The 15,498-nt window shown below is 66.3% G+C and carries 16 protein-coding genes; 7 read left to right on the forward strand and 9 right to left on the reverse strand.

Features of this window, described 5'->3' with window-relative positions; all coding sequences use genetic code 11:
- Positions 1-49 precede the first annotated feature (49 nt).
- The 5 genes from ELR45_RS07730 to ELR45_RS07750 all read left to right on the forward strand — a co-directional run bounded on the left by ELR45_RS07730 (position 50) and on the right by ELR45_RS07750 (position 3,818).
- Positions 50-1,366 (forward strand): FAD-binding oxidoreductase, encoded by a 1,317-nt coding sequence (locus ELR45_RS07730; protein WP_129664830.1) that lies wholly within the window; start codon positions 50-52, stop codon positions 1,364-1,366.
- Positions 1,367-1,445: 79 nt separating this feature from the next.
- A complete protein-coding gene (locus tag ELR45_RS07735; protein ID WP_129664832.1) occupies positions 1,446-2,228 on the forward strand; it encodes a creatininase family protein in 783 nt (260 codons plus the stop codon).
- 107 nt (positions 2,229-2,335) lie between these two features.
- On the forward strand, positions 2,336-2,692 hold the full coding sequence (locus ELR45_RS07740) for an ArsR/SmtB family transcription factor (RefSeq protein WP_129664834.1): 357 nt from the start codon (positions 2,336-2,338) through the stop codon (positions 2,690-2,692).
- On the forward strand, positions 2,689-3,195 hold the full coding sequence (locus ELR45_RS07745; protein WP_129664836.1) for an SRPBCC family protein: 507 nt from the start codon (positions 2,689-2,691) through the stop codon (positions 3,193-3,195). The genes ELR45_RS07740 and ELR45_RS07745 overlap by 4 nt, the downstream gene beginning before the upstream one ends.
- Positions 3,192-3,818 carry a dihydrofolate reductase family protein gene (locus ELR45_RS07750; protein ID WP_129664838.1) on the forward strand — a complete coding sequence of 209 codons (627 nt, stop codon included), beginning with the start codon at positions 3,192-3,194 and terminating at the stop codon, positions 3,816-3,818. The genes ELR45_RS07745 and ELR45_RS07750 overlap by 4 nt, the downstream gene beginning before the upstream one ends.
- A gap of 124 nt (positions 3,819-3,942) precedes the next feature.
- Here the strand turns inward: ELR45_RS07750 and ELR45_RS07755 are convergent, their stop codons facing one another.
- The 5 genes from ELR45_RS07755 to ELR45_RS07775 all read right to left on the reverse strand — a co-directional run bounded on the left by ELR45_RS07755 (position 3,943) and on the right by ELR45_RS07775 (position 9,472).
- Positions 3,943-5,220: a type II toxin-antitoxin system HipA family toxin gene (locus ELR45_RS07755; protein WP_129664840.1), complete on the reverse strand. Its 1,278-nt coding sequence runs from the start codon at positions 5,218-5,220 to the stop codon at positions 3,943-3,945.
- Complete coding sequence (locus ELR45_RS07760; RefSeq protein WP_129664842.1) at positions 5,213-5,452, reverse strand: helix-turn-helix domain-containing protein; 240 nt, start codon at positions 5,450-5,452, stop codon at positions 5,213-5,215. Before ELR45_RS07760 ends, ELR45_RS07755 begins: the two co-directional genes overlap by 8 nt.
- 258 nt (positions 5,453-5,710) lie before the next feature.
- Positions 5,711-6,877, reverse strand: a complete 1,167-nt coding sequence (locus ELR45_RS07765) for an acetamidase/formamidase family protein (protein ID WP_129664844.1) — start codon at positions 6,875-6,877, stop codon at positions 5,711-5,713.
- On the reverse strand, positions 6,874-7,314 hold the full coding sequence (locus ELR45_RS07770; RefSeq protein ID WP_129664846.1) for a cupin domain-containing protein: 441 nt from the start codon (positions 7,312-7,314) through the stop codon (positions 6,874-6,876). Before ELR45_RS07770 ends, ELR45_RS07765 begins: the two co-directional genes overlap by 4 nt.
- A 121-nt stretch (positions 7,315-7,435) precedes the next feature.
- A complete protein-coding gene (locus ELR45_RS07775; RefSeq protein ID WP_129664848.1) occupies positions 7,436-9,472 on the reverse strand; it encodes a family 10 glycosylhydrolase in 2,037 nt (678 codons plus the stop codon).
- A 131-nt stretch (positions 9,473-9,603) separates the two neighbouring features.
- On the opposite strand from ELR45_RS07775, the gene ELR45_RS37175 reads away from it, so the two are divergent.
- Positions 9,604-10,494, forward strand: coding sequence for a helix-turn-helix domain-containing protein (locus tag ELR45_RS37175; RefSeq protein WP_205856200.1), 891 nt, complete (start codon positions 9,604-9,606; stop codon positions 10,492-10,494).
- A gap of 97 nt (positions 10,495-10,591) precedes the next feature.
- On the opposite strand, the gene ELR45_RS07785 is transcribed toward ELR45_RS37175, so the two are convergent.
- Both ELR45_RS07785 and ELR45_RS07790 read right to left on the reverse strand, forming a co-directional pair.
- The gene (locus ELR45_RS07785; protein WP_129664850.1) at positions 10,592-10,993 is read right to left on the reverse strand and encodes a VOC family protein; all 402 of its coding nucleotides are present in this window, start codon (positions 10,991-10,993) and stop codon (positions 10,592-10,594) included.
- A gap of 108 nt (positions 10,994-11,101) precedes the next feature.
- Complete coding sequence (locus ELR45_RS07790) at positions 11,102-12,307, reverse strand: Na/Pi symporter (RefSeq protein WP_205856201.1); 1,206 nt, start codon at positions 12,305-12,307, stop codon at positions 11,102-11,104.
- A gap of 283 nt (positions 12,308-12,590) precedes the next feature.
- On the opposite strand from ELR45_RS07790, the gene ELR45_RS07795 reads away from it, so the two are divergent.
- Complete coding sequence (locus ELR45_RS07795) at positions 12,591-13,502, forward strand: hypothetical protein (RefSeq protein ID WP_129664852.1); 912 nt, start codon at positions 12,591-12,593, stop codon at positions 13,500-13,502.
- A gap of 101 nt (positions 13,503-13,603) precedes the next feature.
- Here the strand turns inward: ELR45_RS07795 and ELR45_RS07800 are convergent, their stop codons facing one another.
- Together ELR45_RS07800 and ELR45_RS07805 are read right to left on the reverse strand one after the other, a co-directional pair.
- Positions 13,604-14,815 carry a DUF1015 family protein gene (locus ELR45_RS07800; RefSeq protein WP_129664854.1) on the reverse strand — a complete coding sequence of 404 codons (1,212 nt, stop codon included), beginning with the start codon at positions 14,813-14,815 and terminating at the stop codon, positions 13,604-13,606.
- 31 nt (positions 14,816-14,846) lie between these two features.
- On the reverse strand, positions 14,847-15,473 hold the full coding sequence (locus ELR45_RS07805) for a TIGR03086 family metal-binding protein (RefSeq protein ID WP_129664856.1): 627 nt from the start codon (positions 15,471-15,473) through the stop codon (positions 14,847-14,849).
- Between the last annotated feature and the right edge of the window lie 25 nt (positions 15,474-15,498).

The following is a 15,498-nucleotide window of genomic DNA, read 5'->3' on the forward strand; positions in this document are numbered from 1 at the left end:
CCTCGTCACGAACGAGTTCCTCGACGACTCCATCACCCTGGAGTGAGAGATGACGATCACCACCACCGTCACCGGCCGGCTGGCCGAATTCACCGAGCGGCTCACGGATGAGCTCGGTGAGGAAGCGACATCGACCGACCCCAAGCTCATCCGCAAGCTCTCCTCGGACTGGTCCCGGCTGTCACCGATTCTGATGGAGAAGCTCCCCCCGGGCCGATTCCTGGCCGACCTGGTGGTCCGGCCGTCGACCGTGGACGACGTTCCCACGATCCTGCGGCTGGCATACGAGTACGACGTGCCGGTGACGCCACGCGGCGCCGGCACCGGCAACTACGGCCAGGCGACCCCGTTCGACGGTGGTGTGCTGCTGGACCTGCGCAAGCTGGACCGGATCACCGAGATCGGCGACGGCTTCGTCCGGGTCGAGGCGGGCGCCCGGCTGACGGCGATCGACCGTCAGGTCCGGGAGGCAGGACACGACATCTGGATGTTCCCGTCCACGAAGAGCTCGTCGGTCGGTGGCTTCATCGCCGGAGGCAGCGCCGGGACCGGCACGATCAAGCACGGCACGGTCTCCGACGGCTGGGTTCGGGAGCTGCGGGTCGCGCCGTGCGACGGGAGCGGGACGGACTTCTGGGTGATGGGCCCGGATACCGTGGCGTTCACGCATGCCTATGGGGTCTCCGGGATCGTCACGGAGGCAGTGGTGCGCACGGATCCGGCGCGGGAGTGGGTGGCGTTCTACGCGTCGTTCCCGTCCTACGCGCAGGCCGTCGACATCCACCGTCGTCTGCCGGAACTGCCCATCCTGCCGCGGCTGGCATCCGCGGACGAGCCGCCGCTGGTCGCCAGCCTGCCGGCGCCGGTGGAACTTGACTCCACCCGCACCAGCCTGCGGATCATCCTGGAGCCGTCCACGGTCGAGACGGTGTCACGGTGGGTTGCGTCCGCAGGCGGGGAGGTGGTGGCCGTGCTGGACGGTTATGAGCAGACGGATCGGCTCAGCGGCATGTCCTACAACCATCCGATCTACTTCCGGCAGCGCGCGGGGCATCCCTGTTTCCACTTGGAGGTCAATGGGCGGGCGTTATGGGACGACCCGGATGCCGTGAAGTCGGTCTATCCGAACTCGGTGATCCATCTCGAACTCGGACCGAACCGTGGACCGTTCGGCATGCTCGCGGCGGACTACCAGAGCGAGGAGCAGGTGCTGGACGGCTTCGCCCGGCTGAACGAGATCGGCATCGGCGTTCACTCGCCGCACCAGTGGAACGTCGACCGGCACGTCGAGCAGATCGTGGCGACGGTCCCGCGGACCGATCCGAAGGGCCTGCTCAACCCTGGCAAACTCAGCCATTCCCCATGATCATCAACCGCCGGCCGCGCCATGGTGGGTCTGACGGTTGATGATCACGGGGTGGCGGGTGAGAGAGGAAAGGTGAACCGTGTCCAGCTCGAACCTGATCGACTTGACGTTCCGGGAGGTGGAGGCGCTGCCACCGGACACGGTGGCGGTGCTCCCACTGGGCGCTGTGGAGCAGCATGGCCCGCACCTGCCGATCTCCACCGACTACGTCGTCGCGACGTCGGTGGCGGAGGCCGCCGTCGCGGGTGCGGCGGAGGCCGGCGTGGCCAACGCCGTGCTGATGCCTGCGCTGGCCTACACCAAGTCCGACGAGCATCACTGGGCGCCGGGCACGGTCTGGCTGTCCTGGGACACTCTGATGCGAACGTTGGTGGATATCGGGCGGTCGCTCGCGGCCACGCCGATCCAGCGGGTGCTGTTCATCAACGGGCATGGGGGCAATTCGGCACTCGGGCAGGTGGCGTGCCGGCAGTTGCGTCGCGAGTTCGGGCTCAAGACGTTCTTCGCCCACCCGATGGTCCCGGTCGACCAGGGTGGTGCCGACGTGGGAGACCCGAACGAGCTGGGCTTCGGCATCCACGGTGGGTTCAAGGAGACCTCGCTCATGCTGCACCTGCGGCCCGACCTGGTCCGGATGGACCTGGCGGAACGGGCGGTGCCGGAAGGGCTGGCCGAGTACTCGATGATCGGCTTCGGCAAGCCGGCCAGCTTCGGCTGGCTCTCCGACGACTTCGGTCCGGCCGGTCACATCGGGGATCCGACCGGGGCGAACGCCGACGCCGGCAAGGCGCTCTTCGAGGGCGCGGTCCAGGCGATGGCACGGGTGATCGACGAAGCCGCCCGCTTCGACATTCGTTCGTGAGTTAGTGCGGATCAGGAGCCAACTCACCGCACCGCGAGCATGGTCGAGCACACGTATCCAAATACTTAGCCCTTGCGCTTAGTGATTACGTTGATTAAGTTAGCCTTGTGGCTCAGTATCCGCAGCAACTCGACGATGTGTTCCATGCCTTGGCCGATCCCACGCGCCGTGAGGTGCTCGGCCGGCTCGGGGCGGGTCCCGCCAGCGTCAGCGAGTTAGCCGAGCCGTTCGAGATGGCGCTGCCGTCGTTCATGAAGCACATCCGCTATCTGGAAAGCGCAGGGTGGATCAGCACGCGTAAGTCCGGTCGCGTGCGGACCTGCGTACTCGAGCGGAAGTCGTTCGACGTGGTCGAAGCGTGGCTGCGCGAACAGCGTGACATCTGGGAGCGGCGTACCGACCGGCTCGAGCGCTTCGTTACCACCACCCACGACAAGGCAACTGAAAAGGAAGCACGCGAATGACCACACTCGCACGTCCCGAACTCGATCTGACCGTGTCTCGCGTCATCCACGCACCCCGCTCGGCGGTCTGGAGCGCATGGACCGACCCCGTGAGCTTCGAGCAGTGGTGGGTCCCAGCACCGGAGATCTGTCGAGTGCTGGACATGGACCTGCACCCCGGCGGTTCCTTCCGCACCGAATTCAGCCAGGACGGCGTTGATTTCGGTCCGCAGATCACCGGCTGCTTTCTGGCCGTCGACGAACTCGAGCGGATCGTCTTCACCGACGCCCTGCTCGGCGGGTGGCGCCCGGCAGAGGAGCCGTTCCTCACGGCCGTCATCACGATGAGGGACCACCCGGAAGGTACCGAGTACGTCGCCACCGCGATGCACCGAAACGTCGCCGACCGCGACCGTCATGAAGAACTCGGCTTCCGCGACGGCTGGGGCACCGTCACCCGGCAGCTCGCCGAACTGGTCGAAGCGCGGGCGTCGGAAAGCGCTGGCGAGGAGAGAACATCATGAAGCTGACCGTCACCGAGTTCGTGAGCATCGATGGGGTGTCCCAAGGGCCGGGTTCCCCTGAGGAGGACACCAGCGACGGCTTCACCCAAGGCGGTTGGCTCGTCCCGCACATGGACGACGTGTTCATCCGCCGCGCGGCGGCTTGGCTCGGCGAAGCCGACGCGCTCCTGCTCGGCCGCCGCACGTACGACGCATTCTCAAGGGACTGGCCGAAGATCACAGACCCGGACGACCCGTTCACGGCGCTCATGAACAGCCTGCCGAAGTACGTCGCCTCCAATAGCCTGGAGGAAGCCAACTGGAACCCGACCACGATCCTGTCCGGTGACGTCGCAGCCCAGGTCGCGGACCTGAAACAGCAGCCCGGCAGAGACCTCCAGATCCACGGAAGCGCCCGGCTTGCCCAATCACTGCTGGCCGCCGGCCTTATCGACGAACTGCGGCTCGTGATCGCGCCCGTCGTCGTCGGCCACGGCCGTCGCCTGTTCCCGGACGGCGGCGCCCCGGCCGGGCTGCGGCTCGCCAGTCAGGAGACCACGCCTGGCGGACTCGCCCTCATGCTTTACGAGTGGGTGGGCCTCCCGGACTACGCGACATACTCAGGCGTCTCGGACCTTCCCTGACCGCACAAGCGGGTTCGCGACGGTCGTACGAGTCAGGGGCCAAGCTCTAGCCGAAGGCGGGCAAAGGGGCGACGGGCTACCTGACGCGTCGAACCCGGATGCACGCGGGTTCGCAGCCTGCTGGTTAGGCGTCTCGACGATTCGTCGCCACAATTCGGTCGGTCGGGGGGTGTGGATCGCCTGCGGCGAAGCCAGCGATCAGGTTAGAAGTGAACTGGGTGATGTCGCTTGCGAGGCTCGGATGGGCCTTCGGATGCGGTGTCTCGGCGGTCGCGGTGTCGAGCACGGTGGCGAGGGTGTCATCGACGATACGTTCAGCGTCGGAGAGTCCCCAGGCGCGACCTTCGGCGACGAGGTGCGCGCGTGTGATTGCCTGGTGTCGGTACTCCTGATCGACTGCGAGAGCCATCTCCTGGTCATTGGGCTGATGGGCCTGCGGGACGAGGTCGTAGGCCGGAGCGAGCGTCATTGAGCCGTCCGGGCGGTGTAGCAGAGAGACGTTCTTGGCATGCATATCCAGGTTGCCCACGGCTGCTGAGAGCACGGTCATGCGGAGCAGCCGGTTCAGCGAGTCAGGGTCTCCGATCGCTGACAGTATCCCCGCGATGCGGGCCAGGCTCACACGTCCGCCGTGCTTTTGGTACTTGTGGTTGCCGCTGGCTCCGAGTGCTTGATTGAAGTCCTCTTGGTGGATGCGCCCGTGTGGTGTATCCGGGGAACGGTCGTAACGCTCGATGACTAGAGCGGGGATGGAGTCGAAGTCCTCGATCCAGGTTTGGAACGCAGAGAGCCCCGCGGCACGGGCGAAGCGCGAGCCGTATTCTTCGTCGTAGATCGTGGTCGGGTAGTCCCGCGACTCGGGCTTGAGGATGTGTGTAGACGGGTAGCCGTCGATCGCCCGATTCCAGCTCTCAGAGGTGCGCACGAGCACGATCTTGTCTTGTACCCCGGCCAGCGAGGTCTTTCCGCCCGTCGGCTTGTTGCCCAGTGGATTGTTCTGCACATTCGTCAGCATGTCCGCGACTCCGGCCGTGGTCAGTGGCTCGAGCCCAGGTTGCTTTGGCTCGCCCGGGGCGTCGGGATCCCAGATTTGAAGGGCGCCGGCGACGTCTCGTCCATAGGTGCGGAGTAGGCCGATGACGTCCTGCTCAGCCAGGGCGGCCTCTTGGGCCATTCGGGTCAGCATCCGTCCCTCGGGAAGCAGCTCGCGGAAGAAGTTCTGACGTCGATCCTTGCGTGCGCGGGTCGGTACCGCCGCCAGCGGGATTGCGACCGACAGGATGGGGCTGTCGATCCCGAACACGTCGACGGCGTCCGGAGCGGAGACGAAGTCGAACGTGCGCCAGGTGCCGACAAGCGTGCCGACTTGCACGCCGTATAGTTCCACGACCAGGTCAGCCATCATCGTCCTTCGTGTGGATCGTGGCGGTGAGTTCCATTCCGGTCTCGTGCATCGCTGCGAACAGGCGGTCCACGAAGATCGACGGCTTGCCTGCCTCGATTTCCCAGATGTAGCGCTGTGTCGTACCGAGGCGCTCGGCGAGCTCGCGCTGAGTCATTCCGCTCAGCAGACGCGCTTGCTGCAGGATGCGCCCCAGCGACTCTGCGCTGGAGACCTTTCCGGTATATACCACAGCACCTCCTGACTACGATTTCGGAGTCAGGATATGCGACTACGTTATCGTAGTCAAGGTATTTGACTACATTTTCGTAGTCAATGGTCTTGACTACGTTATCCACGTCATCCGTTAGCTCCCGACACCGTCATCGCGCCGTGGATCAGGACGCTGTGCCGGCACATCGGTGATTTCGACGTGTATGCCAAGCTGCGAATTGAGGGCTGGAGGAACAGGCTTGTTGATCATTAAGCTGCAGAGATGGTGTGGAGGCGTTTACGGGAGCATGCGGGCTCGCTCGTCCCGTTGCATGAGGTCGGATTTGCGGATCTTGCCGTGTACGCCCTTGACGCCGTCCACGACCTGCGAGACCGCGAAGTCTCCGGCGGCGGAAAGGTACGCGTAGGCGTGTGCCGGATGCATGCCCGCATCGGTCAGGTGCTCGACGGCTGAGCGAACGCAGTGGCGCATCGCCTCGTCGAGATCCTCGTGCAAGCCGATCGGGATGATGAGCTCGTCGGTCTCGGCCCAGAGGGAGGGCCGCGTGTGTGACCGTTCTGCCGGCCAACGAATGACGTCGAAGCGGATGCGCGCCCGCAGCGGCGCCTCGAACGCGGTTAACGCGACCTCCCCGTCGCCCTGGGCGTAGTGCGGGTCGCCAACGTAGGCCAGAGCCCCCTCCACCTGCACGGGAAGGTACAGGGTCGCGCCCGCACCGAGCAGCGACACGTCGATGTTGCCGCCATGCGGTCCCGGAGGCACCGAATGTGGACGATCGTGGCCGTCCACGGCCACCCCCATGATCCCGAGGAACGGGCGCAGCGGGAACCGGACACGCGCCGTCGACCCTGGCGCTGCCGGTATTGAGCCCGTGAGCGGATGCACGTGCGATGACGGCATGCTTGCCCGGTCCGCGCTCGTATTGCGACGATCGATGCCGCCGTCGGATCCGTCGACCGTGCACAGGATGGAGACCGTCTCGGTGGAGCCGCCGAGCGGGAACTCGTCGGGCAGTGCGCCCCGCCCGTGCCGGTTGGAGATGATGCCGTACCCGCAGCGTAGCGAGAGGTCCTCGACCGTCATCGCCAGTGTGTCGCCGGGGCGTGCACCTCGCACCTTGATCGGGCCGGTGACCACGTGCGGGCCGTGGACGGCCGGGTCATGGCCGACGTCGGCGGCAACCCGGATGGCGTCGTCGAGAACATGGCTCTTCTCGACGCCAAGGTCGGTGAAGTATGCGAGCGCGTCTCGTCCTTGGTCCTCGAGGATGCCCTCGTGGCTGACGGTGTCGATGACCAGCGACTCGCCGTCCCCTATCGTGACGACGGGGCTGTCGGCCGCGCACGGCAGCTCGCCCCAGAACACCGATCCGGGGAGCGCAGGTAGGTAATCGCTCGGCGCCTCGGCGACCGAGTCCGCGAGCGGTTGCAGGGCGGGGATCATGGCACGACGGGGCGGCGGACGAGCGTGCCGATGTCCTCCGCGGTCAGCTCGGCGGGCGTGCCGTCGGTGACGAGCTTGGCAAAGCCACCGTCGTTGGCCATGACGGTGATCGTATAGAGCCTCTCCGTCTCACTGGTGTTGATGATCCGGTGCTCCGATCCGGGTTGCAGCACCAGCACGTCGCCGGGGGTCAGATCCACGACGTGCTGGTCGCTGTGTGCCTCTGCCTGCCCGGCGAGCACAATGAAGATCTCCGCCGAGTCGTCGTGCGAGTTGATCGGCTGAGCACCACCTGGTTCCCAGATCTCCAGGAAGACGCTGGTGTCGCTGCCATGATTCGGCCCGGCAAGCTCCACCAGGCGGACCGTGTCCTGAGGTGAGATCAGGTAGGCCGGGAGTGCGCTGAGCTTGCGGACAACGGGAGGTGCTCCGCTCATCTTGGTCCTTCCGTGTCACTTGCATGTTGATGTGATCAACATGGACGCTACGTGGCGCCTATTTCATGTGTGTCACGTACGGATGCGCGGATGTGACGTGGATGTCTGCCAAGCTGAATACCTATGTCCGGGTGATACGGACCGCGTCTGCGACGACGTATCCGCTCGATGACGTCCACCGGCTGACGCCGACGACGTTGCGCTCACCGGCCGTCAGTGTGAACGTCCCCAGGTCGACCCACTGGCCGCCGCCTGAACTCTGGTCGACGGTGACAGTCTGGTTGCCGTCGGAGGTGGAGACGACGTACGGCGTCGCACTGTTGTAATCGGGGTGGGACGGGTACCAGACGTCGATCCGGTAGCTGCCCGTGGCTGGAATGTCGGCGCTGAACCAGGCGGCGTCGCTCGCCGAGACCGGCTCGGCGAACCGGTAACTGTCGTCGAACCGTTCAGAGGACCACGTGGACGTCCCCCAGTCGTCGCTCGCGGCGAACCCGTCGGACGTCGTGTCGACGGTCAAGCTCCACGAACCGCCGGACCCGGGCTCGACCGCGGCGGGATCGCTGAGCTCGCTCTCCAGATGCGTCCGGTCCAGGGCCGTCGCGTAGTAGGTGTAGCCCTGGCCATCCGCCGTCGAGTCGGTGAACGTCGCACCTGAGCCCTCCGCGCGCACCGTGCCGACCAGGTGTGACGCGTCCTCGACGTCGCACGGGTCGGCGGCTGCGTCGCCGTCGAACCGGTAGACCGCATACGACGTGGCGTCGCCGCTGATCGTCAGCGAGATGCCGCTCCCGGTCCGGGTCGCGTCGGTGATCTGCGGTGCGCCGGGTGCCGTACCGCCTAGCTGTGACATCTCGGGGATGAGCGCCGGCCGGCGGTAGTGGTCGGCAGTCAGCCGGGTGATGGCGCCCAGGCGATCGGCCCGGACATCCTTCGCGCTGAAGTAGACGTCACCCAGCACCTCGGGATGGTCTCGGTTGAGGTAGAGATGGTCGCTGAGTTCGGCGGCATTGTTCCAGGCGCCGCCGTCACCGACCTTGTAGGCGGCTTGGCCGGTGTACAGCTGGACGTCGGTTCCGCTGACCACGTCGGACCACCATGGGACAAGGACGGAGTAGTCGGCGGCAGCCAGGCCGATCTGCCAGTAGAGCTGCGGATTGATGTAGTCGAGCCAGCCCTGGGTGACCCATTTGCGCGAGTCGGCGTATATCGCGTCGTACGACTGGAGCCCGCTCGTGTCCGACCCTTGTGGATCGGTGGAGCTGTTGCGCCAGATGCCGAACGGGCTGATCCCGAACTTGACGTGTGGCTTCGCATCCTTGATCCGGTTGCTCATCTCCTCGATGAGCAGGTCGACGTTGTTGCGCCGCCAGTCGGCGATGTTGCCGAACCCGGCGCCGTACTCGTCGTAGGTGGCCTGGTCCGGGATCTGCTGCCCGCTCGCCGGGTACGGGTAGAAGTAGTCGTCGAAGTGGACGCCATCGATGTCGTAGTTCTCGACCGCATCCATCATGGCGTCCTGGACGAACCCGCGCACTTGCGGGATGCCCGGGTTGTAGTAGAGCTGCCCGTTGTAAGGGAAGGCCCAGTCCGGATTCTGCCGCACCGGGTGGTCCGCGGCGAGGTTGCCGACATTCGTGTGGGTAGCGACCCGGTACGGGTTGAACCAGGCGTGGAACTCGATGTTGCGGCTGTGTGCCTCGGCGACCATGAACTCCAGCGGATCGTACCCGGGGTCGCCGCCCGGCGTCCCGGTCAACCAGCGCGACCACGGCTCATGGTCTGACGGCCAGAAGGCGTCGGCGGTGGGCCTGACCTGCACGACGACGGCGTTCATGTTGTTCTCTTCGGCGACGTCGAGCCAGGAGCGGAACTCGGCCTGCTGCTGGGCGGAGCTGAGACCGGTGCTGCTCGGCCAGTCGATGTTGTGCACGGATGAGATCCACATGGCGCGGAACTGCCGCTTCGGCGTGGCCGGATCGGTCGCGCACTGGGCCGGGGCGACAGTGTCCGCCGTGTCCGTGGAGCGGTCCGTCGTGGCAGCGTGTGATGTGTGTGGGGCGCGAGCAGAGCTGGGGGTGGAGGGTGCGGCGGCGACCAGGGCGGCCGCAACGAGCGTCGTGGTGATGATGGTCAGCGTGGCACGGAGCGAGCCCATGGGCTTGCCTCCTCGTTCTCAGATTTTCCTGAGATCGACTCCCTTGTGAAAAGAAGTTTCGCCGACGTCGTCGATCTTGACAACCCCTTCAGCGTGAACAGCTGTCGGTGGCTCGTGCCAGGCTAGGAAGCATGTATCACGAGTGGCCGGCGGCTATCGAGCACACGACGGTGTGGACGTCGCGGGCGGAGTGCCCACGCGAAGACCATCTCGTGTTGCCCGACGGATGCATGGACCTGCTGTGGCTCAACGGTGAGCTGGTCGTGGCTGGTCCGGATACGGCGGCCTACCAAGCGACGTGGACGTCGGCCAGTTACATCGGCCTTCGGTTCTCCGCCGGGATCGGCCGGCGCGTCATCGGGGTGCCGGTGTACGAGCTGCGAGATCAGCGGATTCCGCTCGCGCAGATCTGGCCCTCGAACCAGGTGAGGCGTCTGACCGAGCGTCTTGCTGGCGCGGCGGCTACGCCAGATCGCCTGTACGGCGCCTGGCCGGCCGAGAGCTGGGCGGCCGTCGACGCGTACTTCCAGACGCACGATCCGGCCAGATCGGATGACCGTGCGACGCGCCACGACGATCGCTCCGTGCTCGTTGACCAGGGGGTTTCGACGCAGGCTCGCATCCTGGAGAAGGTCGCGATCTCCAAGCTGCGCGACAGCTCGCCACCGGACCCGGTAGCCGAGTACACGGCGCAGATGCTTGGCCAAGGTAAGAGCGTCGAGAGCGTCGCCGAGGCCGTCGGATTCAGCGCGCGGCAGCTGCACAGGCGGAGCGTCGATGCGTTCGGATACGGGCCGAAAATGCTGGCGCGGATCCTCCGGCTCAACCGGGCTCTCGACCTCGGCCGGCTCGGAAGATCGCCGGCCGAGGTGGCCTTCGTGACCGGCTATTCCGACCAGGCGCACCTTGCGCGGGAGGTAAGGTCCTTGACCGGTCTCACGTTCACCTCTCTGGTCGCTCCGCTGGCCACGTCGTGGGCGGCCGCAGCCGATCCCGGGCTGGAGACCAGCCGGGCGTCATGACATGGCGGGCCGCCGCGGGACGGCCTCGGCTCCACTGGAGTCAGCGGCCGTCGCTCGGCGCCCGCCCGTACCCGGGAGGTCAGCCCGTCGTCCGGACTCAGCCGTCGTCGGCCGGGAGAACGGCGAACAGATCGACGTCGTTGCCGTCCGGGTCCTGGACCGTGGCATACCGCTGACCCCAGAAGGCATCCCAAGGTTCGCGCTCGCCGTGGTAGCCCGCGTCGACGAGATCCTTGTACAGACCATCGACCGCGGACGGCTCCGCACAGTCGACGGCGAGCGAGATCTGGCTGACGCCCGGCTGCTCATACCCAGGTGTGAACGAGCGAACCGACTCGGTCGTGTCCCAGAGTAGGCGCATTCCCGGTGCCAGTTCCGCCTCGACGTGTGGTTGGGTGTCGCCGTCGGCCGGGATATCCAGCCCGAGCTTCCGATAGAACTCGAGAGAGCGTCCCATGTCGGCGACGACCATTCCGAATGCTGCAATTCGTGGTGTCATGGCACCCACGCTAAACAGGAACCGCGTGGCCCGTATTGAACGAATCGGACATCACCTCGGTCTCGCTGCTCCTGATAAGCCTGCCCATGGACGGGCGGCCCGCGGGTATCAGCCCAGCGACGTCGCGAGGATCAAGACGCCGGGAAGCAGGATGAACGTCCCGAGCACCCAGCTGACCGCGTACATCTTCTGCTTCACCGCGAGCCCGGACAGCCAGCGCGCGCCGATCAATGGAATCTCGCGCAGGAACGGCACGGAGTAGATCAGCGCCACCGCGAAGATGTTGAACAGCAGGTGGACGAGCGCGATCTCCAGCGCGTGAACCGCGTGGACCCCGGTGACGGCGGTCGACGCCAGCAACGCCGTCACGGTGGTGCCGATGTTTGCCCCGAGCGTGAACGGATAGATCTGGCGGAGGCTCAGCGCCCCCGACCCCGCCATCGGAACCATCAGACTGGTGCTCGTAGTGGACGACTGGACCAACACGGTGACCGCACAGCCCGAGGCCATGCCGCTGATCGGGCCGCGTCCGATGGCCGCGTGCAGGATGCGCTGAGCACGGCCGACCAGCAACGACTTCAGAAGGCGGCCGATGTAGCGGATGGCGGTGAAGATCAGGACCGTCCCGATGAGGATCATCGCGATCCCCTCCAGCGCCGTCGGCAGCGGGCTCGCGACGTCGGCGACCGTGTCCGTGACCGGCGAAGTGAGAGTGCCGATCACGTTGGCATCGGACATCGAGCAATCGCCACCACCGGCCAGCGGCTCGGCGAGGACCAGCGCGAATCGCTCGATGAAGCCGAACATCATCTCGAGCGGAAGGAAGATCGCCACGGCCAGCAGATTGAAGAAGTCATGCACAGTGGCGGCGGAGAACGCTCGCCGGAACTCTTCCTTCTGCCGGGCGTACCCCAGGCTGATCAGCGTATTGGTGACGGTCGTTCCGATATTGGCGCCCATGACCATGGGCACCGCGACGCTGACTGGGAGCCCGCCGGCGACTAGGCCGACGATGATCGATGTGACGGTCGACGATGACTGGATGAGGGCGGTAGCGACGATGCCGACGGTCAATCCGACGATTGGATTGGTCGCGAACTGGAACAGTTGCTCCGCCTGGTCTCCGGTCGCGGTCTTGAAACCGGAGCCGATGACGCTGACCGCACTGATGAGGAGATAGATCAGGCCGGCGACCATCAGCCAGTTGCCGATGGTCCGGGCGCCCCGCTCCTGTGCCGGGAAGGCGGAGACGACGGATGTGCCGACGCGTGGGACGCGGCGGGCGTCCTCGCGGATGACTACGTTGCTCGCCATCTGCCAGTTCGACCTTTCGTCGACATCTGTCCCTGTATTGGACAGCTACGTAAAGCAAGCCCTCTCAGAATGAACAATCAGTGAACTCAACCCGAACAAGGCACGTACAGTGTGCGGCGGTTGAGATTCGCTCGCCGGTGTGCCTGCTGACCTGCTGCGATGGCTTCGATCTGGCGGTCGTGGAACCGGTACCTGAAGGTAGGATGAAGCAACGTTGAACATCGTGGGGGCACCGCTTGATCCGAAGGGGACGGTGGACCTGTGCGCCCTTAGGATCGGCACCATGGGTCGTCGACGCGCGTTTGTCTTGCCGGCTGTCCCCGTCTTCGCCGCGATCGTGGCCTGCGACGGTGGCGGATCGTCGGACAGGGTGGATGAGATCACCAGTGGCCTGCCCGGTAACGCCGCGTCGGTGCTGGTGCTGGACCTGGAGACGATGGCGGAGCATTACGACATCGACCGGGATGAGCTGGGTAGCTTGACGGACGTCCGTTCGGACGGGATGTCTCAGGAGGACGGCTCCGACGAGACTGCGCTGCTGGTCTCGGAGATCAGCGCCGCAATCGCGCCCTTCAACGTGCCTACCGACAACGCTCACCTGCAGGCCATCGATGTCGGAGAGATCGACGCGGTCGTGAGCCTTCCCATCGAAGGTCTGACCGTGATCGCGACGGGTCAGGACAGCGACGCGCTTGGCGATGCGTACGTCGACGCCGGGTTCGAAGCCGAGGGCGATGGCCGCTTCGGAACCGCTGAGCCGGACGGAAGCAGAGACATCGACGGTAGGTACCCCGCCGTCAGCATCGACGACGGGCTTCTTGTGCTGGCACGCTCGCCCGAGATACGTGATGAGTTCGGTGCCGGCGAGGGCCTGTCGCCATCGGCGCAGGCGCTCTTCGACGCCGTCGGCGACGACGCGTGGGCGGTTAGCGTGTTCGGCGAGGCGGACCAGGAACCGGGGACGTGCGGGGCTGGGCAGGCGTTCGCGCGCAGCGGCGACGACATTGAGCTGCTGGTGCTGGGCGGCGGCGAGGACGTGCTCACAGCGGAGACGCAGCCGTTCTTCGCGGTCGAGATGGGCTCGGCCCAGGTCGACGGAGACGTCACGCGCTACACCGTCGATCCGGGCGATCCGAGCCCGCGCTTTCCACTGCTTGCCACGTCCATGGAAGTATCCCGTGTGGCCGACTGCTGAGCTCGCCCGCCGCGCTTGAGCCGGCACGGGCCTGCGCGAGCAGGCGTGGCCTCAGCCGGGAGCCCCGGCGTAAAGCTCAGCCGGGAGCCCCGGCGTAAAGCTCAGGCGGGCGTGTGTAGCTGCGCAAGAACAAGGCCCGCTCGTGCCTTCGGGGTGAACCAGGTGCTCTTTCGCGGCATCTTCTGGCGGGCGAGGTTGACGTCCACGAAGTCCCGCACGCCGACCGGTGGGGTGAGAATCGCGAGATCGGCTCGACCGGCGTCGACCTCGTCTCGCAGCCAGCGGGCTGGGTAGTCGCCGCCGATGTACCTGATCCGCTTGTCCCCGGGATCGAACCCGAGCACGTCGCCGAAGAGCACCTTCTCCACCAGGGCGTGGTCGAGACGATCCGTCACCGGGGCGTCGGGCGGCGCCGGAAGCGTGACCGCGTGCCCCGCACCTTCGACATAGAGGTGGATCTGCCCGGGCTGGGACGGCGTGTCCGGTGGCTCGGGCAGGGGCGTGGCGGTCGCTCCAGCCGTCCGGAGACTGTCCAGGAGCGTTGCGGCCGTTACCGGCAGCTCGCGGACGAGCCGGTGGTACGGATCGATGGTGACGGACTCCGGCGTCGTGACCACGGCGAGGAACCGTGACAGGCCTCCCGTCTGGGCCGCGAGGCTGCGGTGGTTACCGTCGGCGACGACGAGCTCCCCGCTGCCGGCCAGCGCGCACAACCGCTCGGCCATGGGACCCGGGGGTAGAGGCCACACGGCATGCGTGCGCCCGCCGTGGTCCGTGTCCGTGGTAGCTGGAGCGCCCGCGGCCTCGCACGCGGACGCCAGCTCGGCCTGAAGCTCTCCGCCCTGGCCGGTCTGCATCAGCAGGACGGGGGAGAGCAGATGCCCGGTCGCCTCAGCGAGCGCGACCCGTTCGCGCACCTTCTCGATGAAGACGTCTTCGTTGCGGATGACCAGTCCAGGCTCGTCCGCCCGGGTGGAGATCTGATCGGTGTCGACGAGGCAGAACATCCCGTACGCAGCGTTCCCGGAACCAGGCTCGGTGATCCGGTAGAGCACCACGACGTCGTCTGCCGCCGAGTAACGGTCGGCCGCTTTGGCCTGCGCCAGCCGCTCGACGGCGTCAGGCAGCGAGTCGGCGAACGTCTTACCCAGGCTGTCCGGCGCACGGTGCGGCATTTCGACCGCCAGCGCACTGTGCGGGTTCGCCTCGATGACCGCGGTGATCTCAGCGTCGTCGGCGAACTCGTCGTAGTTCTGCGCGCCGGTGTCACCCGTGCTGATCCACGCATGTTCAATCGGATGGACGATCGTCATAGAGCACGACGGTATACGGAGCCGATGGCGGCTACGTGCGTGGGATGCCCGTTCCCGCGTCCGGGCGACGGCCGAGAAAGGCGAGAAGGTGATCATGTGGCGTCGCGGACTCGGGCATGTTCAGCGGTGCGGCGAAGCGGGCCGGGCGGTCTGCTTCGGTGACCAGCAGCGGTGCGAGCGAGAGCATCTGCTCGGCGAACTCCGTGGGCATCGGTCGGTCAGTGCCGCATGCCTGGGCGACGTCCCAGCCATGGACGGCGATCTCAAGCGCTCCGGTGGCGGTGACGATGCGTGCGGTCAGGGACTGGTCGGCGACGCTGATCGTATCGTCGCCGAGCACCGTTGCGGACCAGTTGAGCAGCCGGATGGCTCGCGCCCGCAATCGTGCGCAGACATCCAGGAGGGACTCGTTGTCCGCACACAGGCGTCGTCGACCGTCGTCGAGCTCGACCCGCCCCGCATCGGCGGCTTCGCACAACGCATCGAGCGAGTCCTCCATATGTGCCAGCAGGGTCGTCAAATCCCAGCGGTGGCAGGGCGTAGGCCGGGTCAGTGCGTCGGGAGTGATCAGCAGCAGGCTGCCGCGCGTGTAGCCGATCGCCCTTTCCAGCAGCTCGACTCCGCCCGTCAGCGCTGCTGTCACGGGCTGTTGTGTCATCGAATGCTCAATCAGTGAGTGTGTG

Origin of the sequence: Phytoactinopolyspora endophytica (assembly GCF_004138495.1) — a bacterium.
In the GTDB taxonomy this organism is placed as follows: domain Bacteria; phylum Actinomycetota; class Actinomycetes; order Jiangellales; family Jiangellaceae; genus Phytoactinopolyspora; species Phytoactinopolyspora endophytica.